Here is a 16,829-nt window from a genome sequence, read left to right on the forward strand (position 1 = left end):
TCGGCGGCGTGCGGGCAGCGATTATACGGGAGTCGCAACCGACAATTGACAGAAATGAACATTCGTTCTATTTTTCCCGCACCATTTTGGCGGCTGGGTCGTCTTCGATCCACTCGGCCGCCACGCCGACATCCGTCCATCCAGTAAGAGGATCCCCACATGAAGGCACGAGCCGCAGTCGCCTGGGAGGCGAAGAAGCCCCTCTCCATCGAAACCATCGACGTGGAGGGTCCGAAAGAGGGTGAAGTCCTGCTCAAGGTGGTTGCCTCCGGCGTCTGTCACACCGACGCCTTCACCCTCTCCGGCGAGGACCCGGAAGGGGTCTTTCCCGCCGTGCTGGGCCACGAAGGCGGCTGCGAGGTGGTGGAGTGCGGCCCCGGGGTGAAGGACCTCAAGCCAGGCGATCACGTCATCCCGCTCTACATCCCCGAGTGCGGCGAGTGCGAATACTGCCACTCGACCAAGACCAATCTCTGCCAGTCCATCGCCGGCACCGTGTGGACCGGCTACATGCCCGACCACACCCGCCGCTTCTCCATGAACGGCAAGCCGATCTACCACTACATGGGCTGCTCCACCTTCTCCGAATACACCGTGGTGCCGGAGATCGCGCTCGCCAAGATCAACAAGGCGGCGCCGCTGGACAAGGTCTGCCTGCTCGGTTGCGGCGTCACCACCGGCATCGGCGCGGTGCTCAACACCGCCAAGGTGGAGCCGGGCTCGACGGTGGCGGTGTTCGGTCTCGGCGGCATCGGCCTCTCCTGCATCCAGGGGGCGGTGATGGCCAAGGCGAGCCGGATCATCGCGGTGGACATCAATCCCGGCAAATGGGAGATGGCCAAGGCCCTGGGCGCCACCGACTTCGTCAACCCCAAGAACCTCCCCGGCAGCGTCACCGAGGCGATCGTCGAGATGACCCGCGGCGGCGTCGACTACTCGTTCGAGTGCATCGGCAACGTGCATGTGATGCGTGAGGCGCTGGAGTGCTGCCACATGGGCTGGGGCGTCTCCACCATCATCGGCGTGGCCGGCGCGGGCCAGGAGATCAGCACCCGCCCGTTCCAGCTGGTCACCGGCCGCACCTGGAAGGGCACCGCCTTCGGCGGCGTGAAGGGGCGCACCGAGCTGCCCGGTTACGTGGACCGCTACATGAACGGCGAGATCGAACTCGACTCCATGGTCACCCACACCATGCCGCTGGAGGAGATCAACCGCGCCTTCGACCTGATGCACAGCGGCGAGAGCATCCGCTCCGTGATCATTTTCTGAGGAGGGCGCCATGGAACCGAACGAACGCATCAAGGAGTTCGGCGGCTGGCTCAACCGCTACCGCCACCGCTCCGTCGCCTGCGACTGCGAGATGACCTTCTCGGTCTATCTGCCCCCCCAGGCGGAGACGCGCAAGGTGCCGGCGGTCTACTGGCTCTCCGGCCTCACCTGCACCGACGACAACGTGCGCACCAAGGCCGGCGCCCAGCGCTACGCCGCGGAGCTGGGCATCGCCCTGGTGATGCCCGACACCAGCCCCCGCGGTGATGGGGTGGCCGACGAGCCGGAGCGCTACGACCTCGGGCAGGGGGCGGGCTTCTACGTCAACGCCACCCGCTCGCCGTGGGCCCGCCACTACCGGATGTACGACTACGTGACCCGTGAGCTGCCGGCGCTGGTGGAGGCGGAGCTGCCGCTCGTTGCCGGCGTGAAGTCGATCACCGGCCACTCCATGGGCGGCCACGGCGCGCTGATCTGCGCGCTGAAGGAGCCGGGCGCCTACCGCTCCGTCTCCGCCTTCGCGCCGATCTGCCACCCGATCGTCTGCGGTTGGGGCGAAGGGTGCTTCGGCGCCTATCTGGGCCCGGATCGGGAGGCGTGGAAGGACTACGACGCCACCGAGCTGATCCGCGCCGGCGCGGAGAAGATCCCGCTGCTGATCGACCAGGGCACCGGCGACGAATTCCTCGCCGAACAGCTCTACCCGCAGGATCTGGAAGCGGTCTGCGCCGAACGGGACTTCCCGCTGACCCTGCGGCGCCAGGAGGGCTACGACCACAGCTACCACTTCATCGCCACCTTCATCGGCGAACACCTGGCCTATCACGCCAAGGCGCTGGCGGAGTAACCGGCAAAGCGTTGGGGTCGACGAGGCGGGGGCCGGCCGGGTGGGTCGCTTCCCGCCGGATGGTCGCCGCCCCCCGTTCCGGTAAAAGCGCTGCCGCTTGTCCACCCTACGCTCGTTCTTTCCGGTCGGGTTGAGGAAAGCGTACCAGGAGTCTGTCGGACCATGGATGAATCGGCCGCGAAAGCGGGTTGGCGGCCCTGCCCTTTTCCGAGAACCCTCTTCCGAAAATCCTCGTCAAATAGCCCGCTATTCTCCTCGGAATTTCGAAAAACTGAGGCCGCCCTCCTGCCCTCCCGCGGCTCGATCCCCCATCGTCCGACAGGCTCCCAGCCCGACCCCGATCAGATCGGGCTGCGCCGGAGCCCCGGAACGTCGAGCTCGTCCCGGTTCCCGTAGGCGGTTTCGTTACCTCCATTGCGACGGCAACGTTACCGTCTGGACGAATTTTCGGTATCGTAGCAACGGTCCGTCCGGTCCAGGGAACGGTCTCCGGGTCTTCCCCGGGGTGTGGGGCTCCCGTCGCGGGGCTCGGTCGAATCGTACGAGTCGTACCCATGCATCCAGCCCGTCTCCATTCGCTTCCGCTCCGCCTGGCCCTCCTCGCGCTGTCGGTGTGGCTGACGCTCCTTCCCGTGCCATCGCCGGCCGTCGGCCTGACAGTGGCGGCGGCCAACTCCACCTGCGGGGCGTTGTCGGCGGTGGTGGAGCGCTACCGGCAGGAGCATGGGGTTGGGGTGAGCCTCATCTGCAAGGCCTCCGGCCGCCTCGCCAAGGGGCTGCACGGTGGAGCGATCTCGGCGCATCTCTTCATCTCGGCCAACCGCCACTGGATGGACGTGCTGATTGACGGGGGGCTGGTGGAGCCGGGACGGGTGGTCAGTCCGTGGGGCAACGCCCTGGTGGTGGCGGCCCCAGTGGCGAGCCCGCTGCAGTTGGCCGGCTGGGAGGCGTTGGCCTCGGCGCAGGTCACCACCCTCTATCTCGGTGATCCGGGCACGGCCCCCTTCGGCCGTTATGCCAAGCAGGCGCTCGAGCACACCGGGCTGTGGCCGCGGGTGCGCGACAAGGTGGTCACCCGCAAGCACATCACCCTGTTGGCCGACGCCCTGGCGCGGGCCGACGGGGGCAGCGTGGGCATCCTCTTCCGCACCAACCTCGACGAGCGGCTGCGTACACTGTTGACGGTGGATCCCGCCTGGCACCCGCCGATCCGTTACTACCTGGCGCCGTTGGGCTCCGCCGCCGCCGACCAGCGGGTGGCGGAGTTCGCCGCCTTCCTCCTCGGGCCGGTGGCGCGGGAGCGCTTCGGCGCCGCCGGTTTCATGCTGATCACGCGGTAGCCGGACATGCCGCACCTCCGTGCCTACCGGGACTGCTCCCTCTTCCGCCAGCTGGTGGTGCCGATCCTGCTGGTCGGCCTCGCCGGGGTGTTGGCCACCACCCTTTCGGCGCGGGCGCTGGTCGCCTCGGTGGCCGCCTTCGACGGTGTCTACCGGGCGGGTGACGAGCGGATGCGCGAGCTGGAGGAGCTGGACCGCTCGCTGGCCCACTACCGCGCCCTGGTGCTGCGCCACCTGGCCAGCGAGAGCGCGGCGAGGATGGCCGCGGTCGGCGATCAGTTGGCGCAGTCGCGCAGACGTATCTTTGCCGCCCTGCGCTCGGCGCAGGCGACCTCACCCGGGGCGTCCCGGGGGCAGGCGGAGCGCCTCGCGGCCGAGTTGACCCACTATTTCGCAGAGATGGATGCGGTGGTGCGGTTGAGCGCCGATTTCGAGAAGGAGTCGGCCTTCACGCTGCTCACCAACACCGAGAACGACCACGTCGCCTCGATCACCGAGTCGGCCCGTCGGCTGATGCGCGAGGAGCTCACTGAGATCACCTCCACCCGTGACGCCCTGGCCGCCTCGGCCACCCGCAACCTGTGGATCACCGTCGGCCTCGGGGTGGGCGGCGGGGCGCTGGTGCTGGTGATCGCCTTCGGCGTGATCCGGCGGATCACCGGGCGTCTTTCCCGCCTGTTGGAGTGGTCGCGGGACGTCGCTGCCGGCGACCTCGGCGCCACCCTGGAGGTGGACGCCGGTGACGAGGTGGGGCGGCTCACCGCGGCGATGGGGGAGATGGCGCGCAATATCGCCCACGCCCACCGCGAGCTCGCCGATGCCAAGCGCGAAGCGGAGACGGTGGCCGACAAGCTGCGCATCTACGCCAACGCCTTCGAGAACAGCGGTGAGGCGATCCTCATCTCCGACCGCGACAACTGCATCATCGACGTCAACTCCGCCTTCGCCGCCCAGACCGGTTACACCCTGGAGGAGGTGCGCGGGCAGGACCCGCGGATCCTCTCCAGCGGCCGCACCCCGCGGGAGACCTATCAGGAGCTGTGGGCCAGCCTGCAGGAGGAGGGGTTCTGGCAGGGGGAGTTGTGGGACCGCAAGAAGGACGGTCAGGTCTACCCCAAGTGGACGGCCATCTCGGCGATCCGCGACGCCGCCGGCGAGGCGCGGTTCTACGTCGCCAGCTTCACCGACATCAGCGAGCGCAAGGCGGCCGAGGAGCGCATCGCGCATCTCGCCCACCACGACATCCTCACCGGCCTGCTCAACCGCTTCAGCCTGGAGGACCGCTTGGAGCAGGTACTGGCCGGCGCCCGCCGGGAGGGGCGGGAGGTGGTGGTGCTGTTCATCGATCTGGACCGCTTCAAGCACATCAACGACTCCCTCGGCCACCAGGTGGGCGACCAACTGCTGGTGGAGGTGGCGAGCCGGCTGCGCGGCTGCGTGCGCGAGAGCGACATCGTGGCGCGAATCGGCGGCGACGAGTTCGTACTGGTGCTCACCGGCTTCACCGAGAGCGCCTATGCCGCCCATGTCGCCGAGAAGATCCTGCAGCGGGTCTCCGAGCCCTACCGCATCGCCGACCACGAGCTGGAGACCACCCCGAGCATCGGCATCGCGGTCTTCCCCTCCGACGGTGCCAACGCCGACGAGCTGCTGAAGAGTGCGGATGTGGCGATGTACCACGCCAAGGAGCGGGGACGCCACAACTACTATTTCTTCACCGAATCGATGCGCGTCGCCGCCACCGAGCGGCTGGCCCTGGAGCACGCGCTGCGTGTCGCCGTGGAGGAGGGGCAGCTGGAACTCCATTACCAGCCGCAGATCCATGTCGGCGAGGTGCGCATCTGTGCGGTAGAGGCGCTGGTGCGTTGGCGCCACCCCGAGCAGGGGCTGATCCCGCCGGACCGCTTCATCCCGCTGGCCGAGGAGAGCGGGGTGATCCTCCCCCTGGGGGCGTGGGTACTCGACCGTGCCTGCGCCGAACTGGCGCGCTGGAAGGCGGCGGGGATCGGCGGGGTACGCATGGCGGTCAACCTGTCGGCCAGGCAGTTGCAATCCGAGGGGCTGGTCGACCAGGTGAGCGCGGCGATGCTCGCCCACGGCCTGGAGGGGAGCGAGCTGGAGCTGGAGATCACCGAGACCGCCGCGATGAGCGACGCCGAACTTGCGGTGGCGCAGCTCACCGCCCTGCGCCGGCTGGGGGTGCGGCTGGCGATCGACGACTTCGGCACCGGCTACTCCTCGCTCGCCTACCTCAAGCGGCTGCCGATCCAGACCCTGAAGCTCGATCGCACCTTCGTCCGCGATCTGGAGCAGGACAACAACGACGCCGAGATCTGCGCCGCCACCGTGGCGCTGGCCCACAATCTGGGGCTGGAGGTGGTCGCCGAGGGGGTCGAGACGGAGGCCCAGCAGGCCTTTCTCACCGAACTCGGCTGCGACTGCCTGCAGGGCTACCGGTTCAGCCGGCCGCTGCCCGCCGAGGAGGCGGAGCGCTTCATCGCCGAGTGCCGGCTGAGCGTCGCTACCAGCCGCTGACCCGGCCGGGATAGAGGTCGTCGCAGGCGTCCTGGATCGCCTCGGCGGCGTCCCGCGAGGTGGTCGAGGCGGCGTAGCGGTGGATGCATTCGAAGGCGTCGCGCATCCCGCCCTCGCCCGGCTTGCGCGGCGTGGCGTTGAAACGGCTGCCCACCAGGGTGTCGCGGCAGTGGTCGACCACCGCCTCGGCGACCACGTCGTTCATCACTCCCGGCATCCATTTGAGCACGCACTCGGCGCGGCTGGTGGGCGCGTCGTCCCCCACAGCAGTCAGGGAGAAAGCGGTCAGCGCGGCGGTCAGCAGGAGTCGGTTCATCTCGCGTACCTCGTGTTTGAGTCGTTGGGGGCGAGCCGGCGGCGAAAACTTTTTGCGCGGCCGGCGCCGAGCGAAGCCACCGCTCTCGTGGCAAAAACCAGTACCATAATGGCCCTCCCAACCCACCAGACCAAGGGCCGCGCAAAATGGCACTGAGAATCGGGGTGTTCTTCGGCGGCCGCACCGCCGAACACGAGATCTCCATCATCTCCGCCCAGCAGGCGATCGCGATGCTGCGCGAATCCTACACCGTGGTGCCGCTCTACCTTTCCAAGGGGGGCGCCTGGTACACCGGCGAGGCGCTGCTCGACATCGCCAACTTCAAGGACCTCCCCGCGCTGCTCAGGCGCTGCACCGAGGTGATCCCCTCGCTCAACCCCGCCCGCCCCGTGCTGATGGCGGCCAAGCCGGGCCTCTTCGGGAGTCTGTTTGGATCGGGGGTGGCCGCCGAGATCGACGTCGCCTTCCCGGTCATGCACGGGGTCCACGGCGAGGACGGCACCCTCCAGGGGGTGTTCGAGATGGCCGATCTCCCCTACGTCGGTTCCAGTACCGCGGCGTCGGCCGCCGGCATGGACAAGGTGACCGCGAAGAGCCTGTTCCAGGCCGCCGGGCTGCCGGTGCTCGACAGCGTCTGGTTCTACGGTGCCCAATGGCTCGACGACGCCGACGGGTTGATCGAACGGATGGAGGCGCAGCTCGGATACCCGATGGTGGTCAAGCCGGCCGACCTCGGTTCGAGCATCGGGGTGGGCAAGGCGGGCGACCGAGAGGCGCTGCGCGAAGCGGTGGACCTGGCTCTGGAGTTCACCGCCAAGGTGCTGGTGGAACCGGCGGTGGAGCCGCTGCGGGAGATCAACTGCGCGCTGCTCGGCGACCGCGATGGGGTGGAGACCTCGGTCTGCGAGGAGCCGCTGTCGGCGGACGCCATCCTCAGCTTCCAGGACAAGTACATGAGTGGTGGCGGCAAGGGTGCCGCCAAGGGCGGGGGGGGCAAGGGAGCGAGCGGCGCCAAGGGGGGTGGCATGGCCTCGCTCAAGCGCGTCGTCCCCGCCGAGATCCCCGCCGAGCTGGAGGCCGAGATCAAACGGTTGGCGGTGGCGGCGTTCCGCGCCCTCGACTGCGCCGGCGTCGCCCGGGTGGACTTCCTGCTCGATCAGCACGGACAACCCTACGCCAACGAGATCAACACCATCCCCGGCTCCCTCTCCTTCTACCTGTGGGAGCATGCCGGCAAGTCCTTCGCCCAGTTGCTCGACGAGATGATCCAGCTGGCGCTGAAGCGCCATCGCGAGAAGGGGCGGTTGCAATTCAGCCAGGAGACCAACGTCCTCGACGGCTTCACCGGCAGCGGGGCCAAGGGTGCCAAGGGGTAGTTGCCGCGAGCGTTCGTGGATGTAGGGAGGTCCGTAGGGTGTGCCGACGACGGGGCGTCGTGACGGCCAATGCCGTCACCCGGTTGCACGGAGTGGGTCGTTTCGGAGTTGGCTGTTAGCGTAGTTCATGTGAGGATTTCGCTTCATGAGTTGTGGCGCTGCTCGAGGGGGCACGGAATTCCGGCGCTGCCGCCGGACCATTCGAGGGAACTTGATGGTGATGCTCAAGGGATATGCACGGTTCGTGGCGCCGCTTTGCGCCTTGCTCTCCGTCTTTTCGGCCGCAGCGTCCCCATCGGCCGGAGGCCTCTACCGCCTCGATGATAGTGCCTTCAGCATGTCCGGAGGGGATGGCATTTCGTTCGGCCATGAGCTGACGGCGGTGTCGGGGCAGTCGACACCGGCAGGTGAGTCGTCCGCTTCTGCGCGCCTCCAGGCGGGCTTCCTGTATGGCGCCGACGCGGCGGGCCCCCTCGATCTGAGCTTGCTCGGCGCGGTCGCGGATGCCTTTTCCACGTTACTTGCTGCGCCGCCGACAGGACTCAACACCCGCGCGGTCGGACAGGCCATCGACCGTCTGGCGCTGGCCACTGCCAAGCTGGGGCAGTGGCAGAGCACGGGAGATCCAGCACTGTTGGCTGCGGCCATCAATCAGATCCTCAACGCGATCAAGAAGCTCGACAAGAGCGATCCCGCCCTCACCGCCGCCCATCAATACCCACTTGCTGCGTCTCTCTACGAAACGGTCCTCGAGGAACTCGCCTGGTTGAAGGGCAGTTTGGGCGAGGGGGTGCTCGGGATTGTCGCCGCCACCGGCTGGATGCAGATCGCCGACCAGGCGATCCAGGACGGTGATTTCGAAGGGGCGGTCATGGCCGTCAAGAGGGCATTCGCGGAACTTCTACCGCTTTATCCGGCGTGAGCCGCCGGATCGGGAAAAGGGATGTATCAGGGAGACTCCAGGAAAATGAATAACATCGGGAAAGTGATTCGTATCGTCGCCGTATTGAGTCTGCTCATCGGCGCCGCGAACCCCACCACCGCTTGGGCTCAGGCGCCGGCGGTAATCAATTTTCAAGGCAAGCTGAGCGATGTGTCGGGGGTCCCGCTGTCTGGGCAATACAGCATTACGTTCGTGATCTACGATGTTGCGGTGGGCGGCACCCCGCTGTGGGTGGAGAGTCACGATTTCGTCGACGTGAAGCGCGGGCTGTTCAACGTGCTTCTGGGTGACGGCACCACGCCGCCGTTTTCGACGCTCTTTACCGGTGGCGACTATTGGCTCGAGGTTCAGGTGGCGGGGGATGCGCCGATGGTACCCCGGCAGCGGATCGGCTCAGTGGCGTACAGCTTCCACTCCGATCATGCCGATGTGGCCGATACGGTGGTGAATGAGACCGATCCCACGGTGGCGCCGGAGGTCAAGGACGGGGTGGTCTGGTCGGAAGTCGGGGATATGCCGGCCGGTTTTGCCGACGGCGTGGATGACGTGGGGATCGTCACTGAAACGGATCCGACGGTGCCCGCCACGCTCAAGGACGGTGTGTCGTGGGGAGAGGTGGCGGGGATCCCGGCCGGCTTCGCCGATGGTGTGGATGACGTGGGTCTCACCGTGGAGAGCGATCCGAAGGTGGGGGCGGTGATCGCCGATCGGTGGTGTCGGGGGAGCGGGGCTCAGGTGGTTTGCGACCGGCAGGCGCCGGTCGACACCTTGGCCTCTCTGCAGTGCACCACCGACCAGGTCGCCCGTTACGACGGCGGTGCGTGGGTTTGCGCGGACGCCTCCGGCGCAGCGGCGGCGGGCGGTGGTGGCGGTTCGCGCCCCGCCAAGGTGACGATATCGTCCGAGTTCTGGCTACCTCCGGGGGCGCAGTTGGCCCTGCCTTTCGACCAGGTGGTGTACGACGACAAGGGGGATTTCGATACGTCGAACGGGCGATATGTGGTTGCCGCGAACGGTGTCTACCACTTCGATTTCGGGGCTTTTTTCGCCGCTGTGGACAGCGGTCATGTGGCGGAGATTGCCATCCGCAAGAACGGGACGGAGCTGTTGGGCCGGGAGCACGACGTCAGCTATGCGGCGAATCACAATCAGAGCACGGTGCTGTCGCTGGATGCCAAGCTGAACGCAGGAGACTACGTCGAATTCCTGGTCCATTGCGAGAGCGGGACGTCGATCCGCGCCGGCAAGCAGGCGACCTGGGTCGATGTCCACGACGTGCCCGGTGTCTCATCGGTTGGATCGGCGTGGGCCGAGCCACCGTTGCTCAATGGCTGGGTCAACTACGGTTACGACGGCAACGATTATGCCACGGTGGCCTATCGCAAGGACGGCGAAGGATTCGTTCACCTGCGCGGACTGGTGAAGAACGGTACCGGCGTCATCTTCAATCTTCCGCCCGGGTACCGTCCCGCCAAGAACGAGGTCTTTCCGACCGTTGCCTTCAACGGCGCCTTCATGTTCGGGCGAGTGGATGTCAACGGGATGAACGGCGTGCAGGCCTCCGACGGCGACGTGATCGTTCATGCGGGGAGTGGCTGGGTGACGCTCAGCGGCATCATCTTCCAGGCGGACCATTAACCTGAATTTCTCACCAACGTTCTGCTGCGGACGTTGGTGAGAGATACAGGTGAAGGGGGGCGTCGTCTTTTTGCTTGTTGGTACTGCGACGCCTTGGACGGCTTGGGGTATCCTATCGGCTTTCCCGACACGCCATTCCGATAGGGGTTCCGTCATGCCCAAGTACCGCTCCCACACCTCCACCCAAGGCCGCAACATGGCCGGTGCGCGCTCGCTGTGGCGCGCCACCGGCATGAAGGACGAAGATTTCGGGAACAAGCCGATCGTCGCGGTGGCCAACTCCTTCACCCAGTTCGTCCCCGGACACGTCCATCTGAAGGATATGGGTCAATTGGTCGCCCGCTCGATCGAGATGGCCGGCGGGGTGGCCAAGGAGTTCAACACCATCGCCATCGACGACGGCATCGCCATGGGCCACGACGGGATGCTCTACTCGCTCCCCTCGCGGGACCTGATCGCCGACAGCGTCGAGTACATGTGCAACGCCCACACCGCCGATGCGCTGGTCTGCATCTCCAACTGCGACAAGATCACCCCCGGCATGCTGATGGCCGCGCTGCGCCTGAACATCCCCACGGTGTTCGTCTCCGGCGGGCCGATGGAGGCGGGCAAGGCGGTGGTCCACGGCGAGGAGACCGCGCTCGACCTGGTGGATGCGATGATCGCCGCCGCCAATCCTGCGGAGGATGACGAGACGGTGGAGACCCTGGAGCGCTCCGCCTGTCCCACCTGCGGCTCGTGCTCGGGGATGTTCACCGCCAACTCGATGAACTGCCTCACCGAGGCGCTGGGGTTGAGTCTGCCGGGCAACGGCTCGCTGGTGGCGACCCACGCCGACCGCGAGCGGCTGTTCAAGGAGGCGGGCCACCTGATCGTCGCCATGGCGCGGGCGTGGTACGAGCGCGAGGACGGCTCGGTGCTGCCGCGCACCATCGCCTCGTTCGAGGCGTTCGAGAACGCGATGTGCCTGGATATCGCCATGGGCGGCTCCACCAACACCGTGCTCCACCTGCTGGCCGCCGCCCGGGAGGCGGAGGTGGACTTCACCATGCAGGACATCGACCGCCTCTCGCGCAGGGTGCCCCACCTCGCCAAGGTGGCGCCGAGCACCCAGCTCTATCACATGGAGGACGTCCACCGCGCCGGCGGGGTGATGGGCATCCTCGGCGAGCTGGATCGCGCCGGGCTGCTCAACACCGGGGTGCCGATGGTGCATACCGCCTCGCTGGCCGAGGCGCTGGCCCTGTGGGATATCCAGCGCACCGAGGACCCCAAGCGCAAGACCTTCTACATGGCCGCCCCCGGCGGGGTGCCGACCACCGTCGCCTTCAGCCAGGACAAGCGCTACCCGTCGCTGGACGACGACCGCGCCAACGGTTGCATCCGCGACCTGGAGCACGCCTACAGCCGCGATGGCGGCCTCGCCGTGCTCTACGGCAATCTGGCGCTCGACGGCTGCATCGTGAAGACCGCCGGGGTGGACGCGTCGATCCTCAAGTTCAGTGGACCGGCGCGTATCTTCGAGTCCCAGGACGCGGCGGTGGCCGGCATCCTCAATGATGTGGTGCAGGCGGGCGACGTGGTGATCATCCGCTACGAGGGGCCGCGTGGCGGACCGGGGATGCAGGAGATGCTCTACCCCACCAGCTACCTGAAATCGAAGGGGCTGGGCAAGGCGTGCGCGCTGATCACCGACGGCCGCTTCTCCGGCGGCACCTCGGGGCTCTCCATCGGCCACGTCTCGCCGGAGGCGGCCGAGGGGGGAACGATCGGGCTGGTCGAGGCAGGGGACACCGTCGAGATCGATATCCCCAACCGCACCATCCGCGTCGCGGTGAGTGACGAGGAGCTGGCGCGCCGGCGCGAGGCGATGGAGGCCAAGGGCCGGGATGCGTGGAAGCCGGCGGCGCCCCGTGAGCGGGTGGTCACCGCTGCCCTCAGGGCCTATGCCGCGCTGACCACCTCGGCGGCCCGCGGCGCGGTGCGCGACGTCTCGCAGCTCGATTGACCGAGAAGGGTCGTCGGATAGGAAAAAGGCCGGGGTTCTCCCGGCCTTTTTTGTGCTCCTGCGCGTTGCGGTTCTTGATTGGCGGTGATTTTTAATACGGAGGGCTTGGAGAGGCTTCGGCAGTCAGTCTTGGTGGGCGTGATTTCGTGCCCCGGCCCAACGCCGATACCCGCTTCGTGGTTTATCCCTCCACCCGGTTGCGGCCGCCATGCTTGGCGCGGTAGAGGGCGCCGTCGGCCTTGGCGAAGAGGGCTTGGCCGTCCTCGTCCGCCTCCAGGGTGGCGACGCCGAAGCTGGCGGTCATCTTCAGGGTGCCCTCGCCGACGTCATGCTCGCGCCACTCCAGCTCATGGCGCAGCCGCTCGGCGAAGTGGCGGGCGCCGTCGATGTCGGTGTTGTTGAGCAGCAGCACGAACTCCTCGCCACCGTAGCGGTAGAGCTGGTCGGCGCCGCGCATGGTGTCGTCGGCGGTGTGCGCCAGCGACTGCAGCGCGCGGTCGCCGGCGAGGTGGCCGAAGTGGTCGTTGACCGCCTTGAAGTGGTCGATGTCGATCACCACCAGCGACAGCGGGGTGCCGTTGCGCCGGGCGGCGGCCACCTCATGGGCCAGGTGGTCGTCGAAGGCGCGGCGGTTGTAGGCGCCGGTGAGCGGGTCGCGGTAGGCGGTGTGCAGCGCCTGGCGGTGCTGGAGCGCGTTGCGCAGGGGATGGATCAGACACCAGATCAGCGAGTCGACCGCCGCGGCCTCCTCCTCGCTGAAGCGACCGCGGCGGTAGAGGGCCAGCTCGCCCAGCCGCTCCTCGCCCATCCGCAGCTCGTAGCCGAGACGATCGCCGGCGAGCACCCCGCGCCCCTCTTTCAGCCCCTCCTGGTCGAACCGGTAGGCCCAGGCGTCGAAGGGGACTGCCTCACCGAGGGTCTCGGCGAACAGGCCGCAGAGGTGGCTGGGGTTGAGGGTGGTCTGCAGCGAACTCATCAGCCGCAGCGCGTGGCTGGCCAGCTCGTCACCCTCCAGCCCGAAGACCGGGCGGGGCAGTTCGGCGGCGTGGAGGTCGGTCAGTTCGGCGTAGGACTGGGCGTACATGGTGCTGGCCTCGATGGATTCGGTTTCGGGACTACTAAAGCGAAGAGCGTGCCAGTACAGGAAAATCCTTGTTATTTCAGTCTGTAAACGAATTCGTTCCGGTTTCTGCTACATTAAGCCACCGACTCGTCGCCGCCCCTCGGCGGGAACCGACGAAATTCCGTCACTTCGCGCCGGCGGCGCGGCGCGGGGCGGGTGCCCCAACGTCATGAGGAGGTTCGCGTGAGTTCTACTGGTATTACCCCCCACATATCCCACAAGCTGGATGATGACCTGGAGGCGCTGCGCAATCAGGTGGTGCATATGGGGCAGTTGGTCGCCGAGCAGGTGGAGAATGCGGTGACGGCGGTGATCAAGGGCGATGCGAATCTCGCCCGCGAGGTGATCGATCGCGAGGGGGAGGTGGATGCCCGGGAGATGGGGATCGACCGCATGTGCATGGAGATGATCGCCATGCACCAGCCCGCCGCCGGTGACCTGCGCTTCATCATCGGCTCGATCAAGACCATCAACGACCTCGAGCGGATGGGCGATCGCGCGATGGAGGTGGCGAAGGCGGCGATGCGTCTCGCCGCCGAGTGGGGCGGGGATGGCGACACCTCCCGGGTGGAGGCGATCTGGGCGACGGTGCGGGAGATGGTCGTTGGCGCGGTCGACGCCTTCGCCCGCCTAGACGCCGAACGGCTGGTGACCATGGCCCGCCAGGACGAGGCGATCGACAGCGATCACGAAGAAGTGATGCGTGGCTTGATGGACGGCATGGTGAACGACGCCCGCCGCATCACCCCGACCCTGGAACTGATGCGCATCGCCCGTACCCTGGTGCGCATCGGCGACCACGCCACCAACATCTGCGAGCACGTGGTGTTCCTGGTCCACGGCAAGGACCTCCATCACGCCAGCGCCGCCGAAGTGGCGGCGGAGCTGAAGGGTCGCTGATTCCCCTCGGTTCGTAGTGTTGATCTGCGGGTGCGCCGGCCCCATCCTCGGCGAATGAGTCTGCAGGTCCAGATCGAGCCGCATATCGACGCGATCCCCGCCGAGGCGTGGAACGCCCTGGCCGGGGTGGACAACCCCTTTTTGCGCCATGAATTCCTTGCCGCCATGGAGCGCCACGGTTGCGTCGGCGAGACCTTCGGCTGGCGGCCGTGTCATCTGGCGGTGTGGGACGGCGAGCGGTTGATCGGCGCGATGCCCCTCTACGAGAAGGAGAACTCCTACGGCGAGTTCGTCTTCGACCACGCCTGGGCGGAGGCGTACCGGCGTCTCGGCATGGACTACTTCCCCAAGCTGGTGAGCGCCATCCCCTACACCCCGGCCACCGGCCGACGGCTGCTCGCCGCCCCCGGTCGCGAAGGGGCGGTGTGGCCGCTGCTGCTGGCCGCAGCGCGGGAGCTGGCCGGGGCCAACGCGGCCAGCGGCGTCCACTGCCTCTTCGCCGAGGGGACGGAACAGGCGGTCATGGAGGCGCAGGGGTGGCTGGTGCGCCATGATTGCCAGTACCACTGGGAGAACCGTGGCTACCGCGGGTTCGATCAGTTCCTCGACGCCCTCAGTGCGAAGAAGCGCAAGAACATCCGTCGCGAGCGGCGGCGGGTGGCGGAGGCGGGGGTGCGCCTGCGCCGCCTCGACGGGTTCAGTGCCGGCGAGGCGGACTGGCGCCATTTCGCCCGCTTCTACGATCGTACCTTCGAGACCAAGTGGGGGATTGCCACCTTCAATCTCGGCTTTTTCCGCGAAGTGGCCGAGCGGATGCCGGAGGCGGTGGTGCTGGTGCTGGCCGACGATGCGCAGGGTGAATGTGTCGCGGGCGCCCTGATGTATCGCGGCTCCGATACCCTCTACGGCCGCCACTGGGGCTGCATCGAGGAGGTCGACTGCCTCCACTTCGAGGCGTGTTACTACCAGGGAATCGACTACTGCATCGAGCAGGGCATGAAACGGTTTGAGCCCGGCGCCCAGGGCGAGCACAAGATCCCCCGCGGCTTTCTCCCCACCCTCACCCGCTCCGCCCACTGGCTGGCGGACGAACGGCTGCGCCCGGCAATCGCCGACTTCTGCGAACGTGAGCGGGCGGCCGTTGCCGACCAGATGACCCGCCTCGCCTCCTCCTCGCCGTACCGCTCGGTAGACCCCTCTCCCAAGGAGCCAAACCAATGAAACCCTACTCCGAATCGTGCGACCAGAATCGCGAGCCGATCCTGGCGGTGATCGGGCCGCTGTTCGCCGACCGTTCGGCGGTGCTGGAGATCGGCAGCGGTACCGGTCAGCACGCGGTCTTTTTCGCCGAGCGGATGCCCCATCTGCTCTGGCACACCAGCGACCGGCGGGACAACCACCGCGGGATCCGGCTGTGGCTCGACGAGGCGGCGCTGCCGAACCTGCGAGAGCCGGTCGCGCTGGACGTGCTGGAGGACTCCTGGCCGGCGTTGGCGGTGGACGCGGTCTACTCCGCCAACACCGCCCACATCATGCACTGGCCGATGGTGGAGGCGATGTTCGCCGGGGTCGGCCGGCTGCTCCCTCCCGGTGGGTTGTTCGCCCTCTATGGGCCCTTCAATTTCGGCGGCGACTACACCGCCGAGAGCAACGCCCGCTTCGACCGGTGGCTCAAGGAGCGGGATCCGTTGAGTGGCATCCGTGATTTCGAAGCGCTCGATCGGCTGGCCCACGCTGCCGGCATGGCGTTGCTGGAGAATTTCGAGATGCCGGCCAACAACCGGACGTTGTGCTGGCGGAGGCAGCCATGAATCGCCAAATACCCCAATAAAATAAATCTTGATTAAATTGGTCTGGATTATATATTAGAGACATCTAACATATGCGGGCGAGTGCCCGGGAGGTGTGTGATGTCCGGACTGATTCCCGGTTTCCCGATGGACGGGGTGGTCACCGTCAATCGAGTCATCCTCAAGGTGGGTTATACCGTTGACGACCTGGAGGAGCGGGTGGCGCTGCTCTGCGAGAACGTCAAGACCTACCACTCGGAGACCGGCTTCGTCGGCGGTTTCGTTGCGCTGAACAGTGGCCAGGTCTCCAACGAGGGGTCCACCGTCGGCCAGGCGGTGGCGAGTGGGCTGAGTGGACGGGAGGCGTTGATCATCACTTTCTGGCGCAGTTTCGAGGAGCACGAGGCCTCCCACCGCAGCGACACCTTCCAACCGCTGTTCCGGCAGGTGCTGGAGCTGTGTGAGAACGGCAACGAGGAGATCGCCTATAGCGTGCTGTGGTCCGGGAAGGCCTACCCGGTGGCAGAGGCGCGGGCAGCCCGGGAGGCCAAGGAGCGGTTCGGCAAGGCGGCGTAACCGCGCCGTCTCCACCGCGTCCAGCGCCGCTGCCGCGGCAGGGCTAGGCCTGCCTCTTACCCACAAATCGGCCATCAGCGCCCCCCGGAAGTGCCAGGACAAGGCGCGGTGCGCAGCCAATGGTGATCCCTTGGCAAGCGCCGCAACGCGGGCCTGGCGCTTCCGGGA

General features: G+C 67.1%; 14 protein-coding genes. 12 read left to right on the plus strand and 2 right to left on the minus strand.

The window, feature by feature from the left end:
- The first annotated feature begins 159 nt into the window (after positions 1–159).
- The 4 genes from ACYQ2W_RS21520 (at position 160) to ACYQ2W_RS21535 (ending at position 5,991) form a co-directional block, all read left to right on the plus strand.
- Entirely contained in the window at positions 160–1,269 is a 1,110-nt protein-coding gene (locus ACYQ2W_RS21520; RefSeq protein WP_459872012.1) for an S-(hydroxymethyl)glutathione dehydrogenase/class III alcohol dehydrogenase, read from the plus strand.
- 10 nt (positions 1,270–1,279) lie between these two features.
- Positions 1,280–2,116 carry an S-formylglutathione hydrolase gene (gene fghA / locus ACYQ2W_RS21525; protein WP_459872015.1) on the plus strand — a complete coding sequence of 279 codons (837 nt, stop codon included), beginning with the start codon at positions 1,280–1,282 and terminating at the stop codon, positions 2,114–2,116.
- 554 nt (positions 2,117–2,670) lie between these two features.
- Entirely contained in the window at positions 2,671–3,456 is a 786-nt protein-coding gene (gene modA, locus ACYQ2W_RS21530) for a molybdate ABC transporter substrate-binding protein (protein ID WP_459872018.1), read from the plus strand.
- 6 nt (positions 3,457–3,462) lie between these two features.
- Positions 3,463–5,991, plus strand: a complete 2,529-nt coding sequence (locus ACYQ2W_RS21535; protein WP_459872021.1) for an EAL domain-containing protein — start codon at positions 3,463–3,465, stop codon at positions 5,989–5,991.
- Here the strand turns inward: ACYQ2W_RS21535 and ACYQ2W_RS21540 are convergent.
- Complete coding sequence (locus ACYQ2W_RS21540; protein WP_459872024.1) at positions 5,978–6,307, minus strand: hypothetical protein; 330 nt, start codon at positions 6,305–6,307, stop codon at positions 5,978–5,980. The genes ACYQ2W_RS21535 and ACYQ2W_RS21540 overlap by 14 nt on opposite strands.
- 146 nt (positions 6,308–6,453) lie before the next feature.
- On the opposite strand from ACYQ2W_RS21540, the gene ACYQ2W_RS21545 reads away from it, so the two are divergent.
- The 4 genes from ACYQ2W_RS21545 (at position 6,454) to ilvD (ending at position 12,272) form a co-directional block, all read left to right on the plus strand.
- Positions 6,454–7,683 carry a D-alanine--D-alanine ligase family protein gene (locus ACYQ2W_RS21545; protein ID WP_459872027.1) on the plus strand — a complete coding sequence of 410 codons (1,230 nt, stop codon included), beginning with the start codon at positions 6,454–6,456 and terminating at the stop codon, positions 7,681–7,683.
- A 214-nt stretch (positions 7,684–7,897) separates the two neighbouring features.
- Complete coding sequence (locus ACYQ2W_RS21550) at positions 7,898–8,605, plus strand: hypothetical protein (protein WP_459872030.1); 708 nt, start codon at positions 7,898–7,900, stop codon at positions 8,603–8,605.
- A gap of 45 nt (positions 8,606–8,650) precedes the next feature.
- Positions 8,651–10,264, plus strand: coding sequence for a C1q-like domain-containing protein (locus ACYQ2W_RS21555; RefSeq protein WP_459872033.1), 1,614 nt, complete (start codon positions 8,651–8,653; stop codon positions 10,262–10,264).
- Between the two features lie 154 nt (positions 10,265–10,418).
- Positions 10,419–12,272 (plus strand): dihydroxy-acid dehydratase, encoded by a 1,854-nt coding sequence (gene ilvD / locus ACYQ2W_RS21560; protein WP_459872036.1) that lies wholly within the window; start codon positions 10,419–10,421, stop codon positions 12,270–12,272.
- 181 nt (positions 12,273–12,453) lie between these two features.
- Here the strand turns inward: ilvD and ACYQ2W_RS21565 are convergent, their stop codons facing one another.
- Complete coding sequence (locus tag ACYQ2W_RS21565) at positions 12,454–13,356, minus strand: GGDEF domain-containing protein (RefSeq protein ID WP_459872039.1); 903 nt, start codon at positions 13,354–13,356, stop codon at positions 12,454–12,456.
- A 222-nt stretch (positions 13,357–13,578) separates the two neighbouring features.
- On the opposite strand from ACYQ2W_RS21565, the gene phoU reads away from it, so the two are divergent.
- From phoU to ACYQ2W_RS21585, 4 genes are all read left to right on the plus strand, one after another.
- On the plus strand, positions 13,579–14,295 hold the full coding sequence (gene phoU / locus ACYQ2W_RS21570) for a phosphate signaling complex protein PhoU (RefSeq protein ID WP_459872042.1): 717 nt from the start codon (positions 13,579–13,581) through the stop codon (positions 14,293–14,295).
- A gap of 54 nt (positions 14,296–14,349) precedes the next feature.
- The gene (locus tag ACYQ2W_RS21575; protein ID WP_459872044.1) at positions 14,350–15,516 is read left to right on the plus strand and encodes a GNAT family N-acetyltransferase; all 1,167 of its coding nucleotides are present in this window, start codon (positions 14,350–14,352) and stop codon (positions 15,514–15,516) included.
- Positions 15,513–16,106 (plus strand): DUF938 domain-containing protein, encoded by a 594-nt coding sequence (locus ACYQ2W_RS21580; protein ID WP_459872047.1) that lies wholly within the window; start codon positions 15,513–15,515, stop codon positions 16,104–16,106. Before ACYQ2W_RS21575 ends, ACYQ2W_RS21580 begins: the two co-directional genes overlap by 4 nt.
- A 99-nt stretch (positions 16,107–16,205) precedes the next feature.
- The gene (locus tag ACYQ2W_RS21585; RefSeq protein ID WP_459872050.1) at positions 16,206–16,661 is read left to right on the plus strand and encodes a ligand-binding protein SH3; all 456 of its coding nucleotides are present in this window, start codon (positions 16,206–16,208) and stop codon (positions 16,659–16,661) included.
- Positions 16,662–16,829 lie beyond the last annotated feature (168 nt).

The organism is Endothiovibrio diazotrophicus, assembly GCF_054657215.1.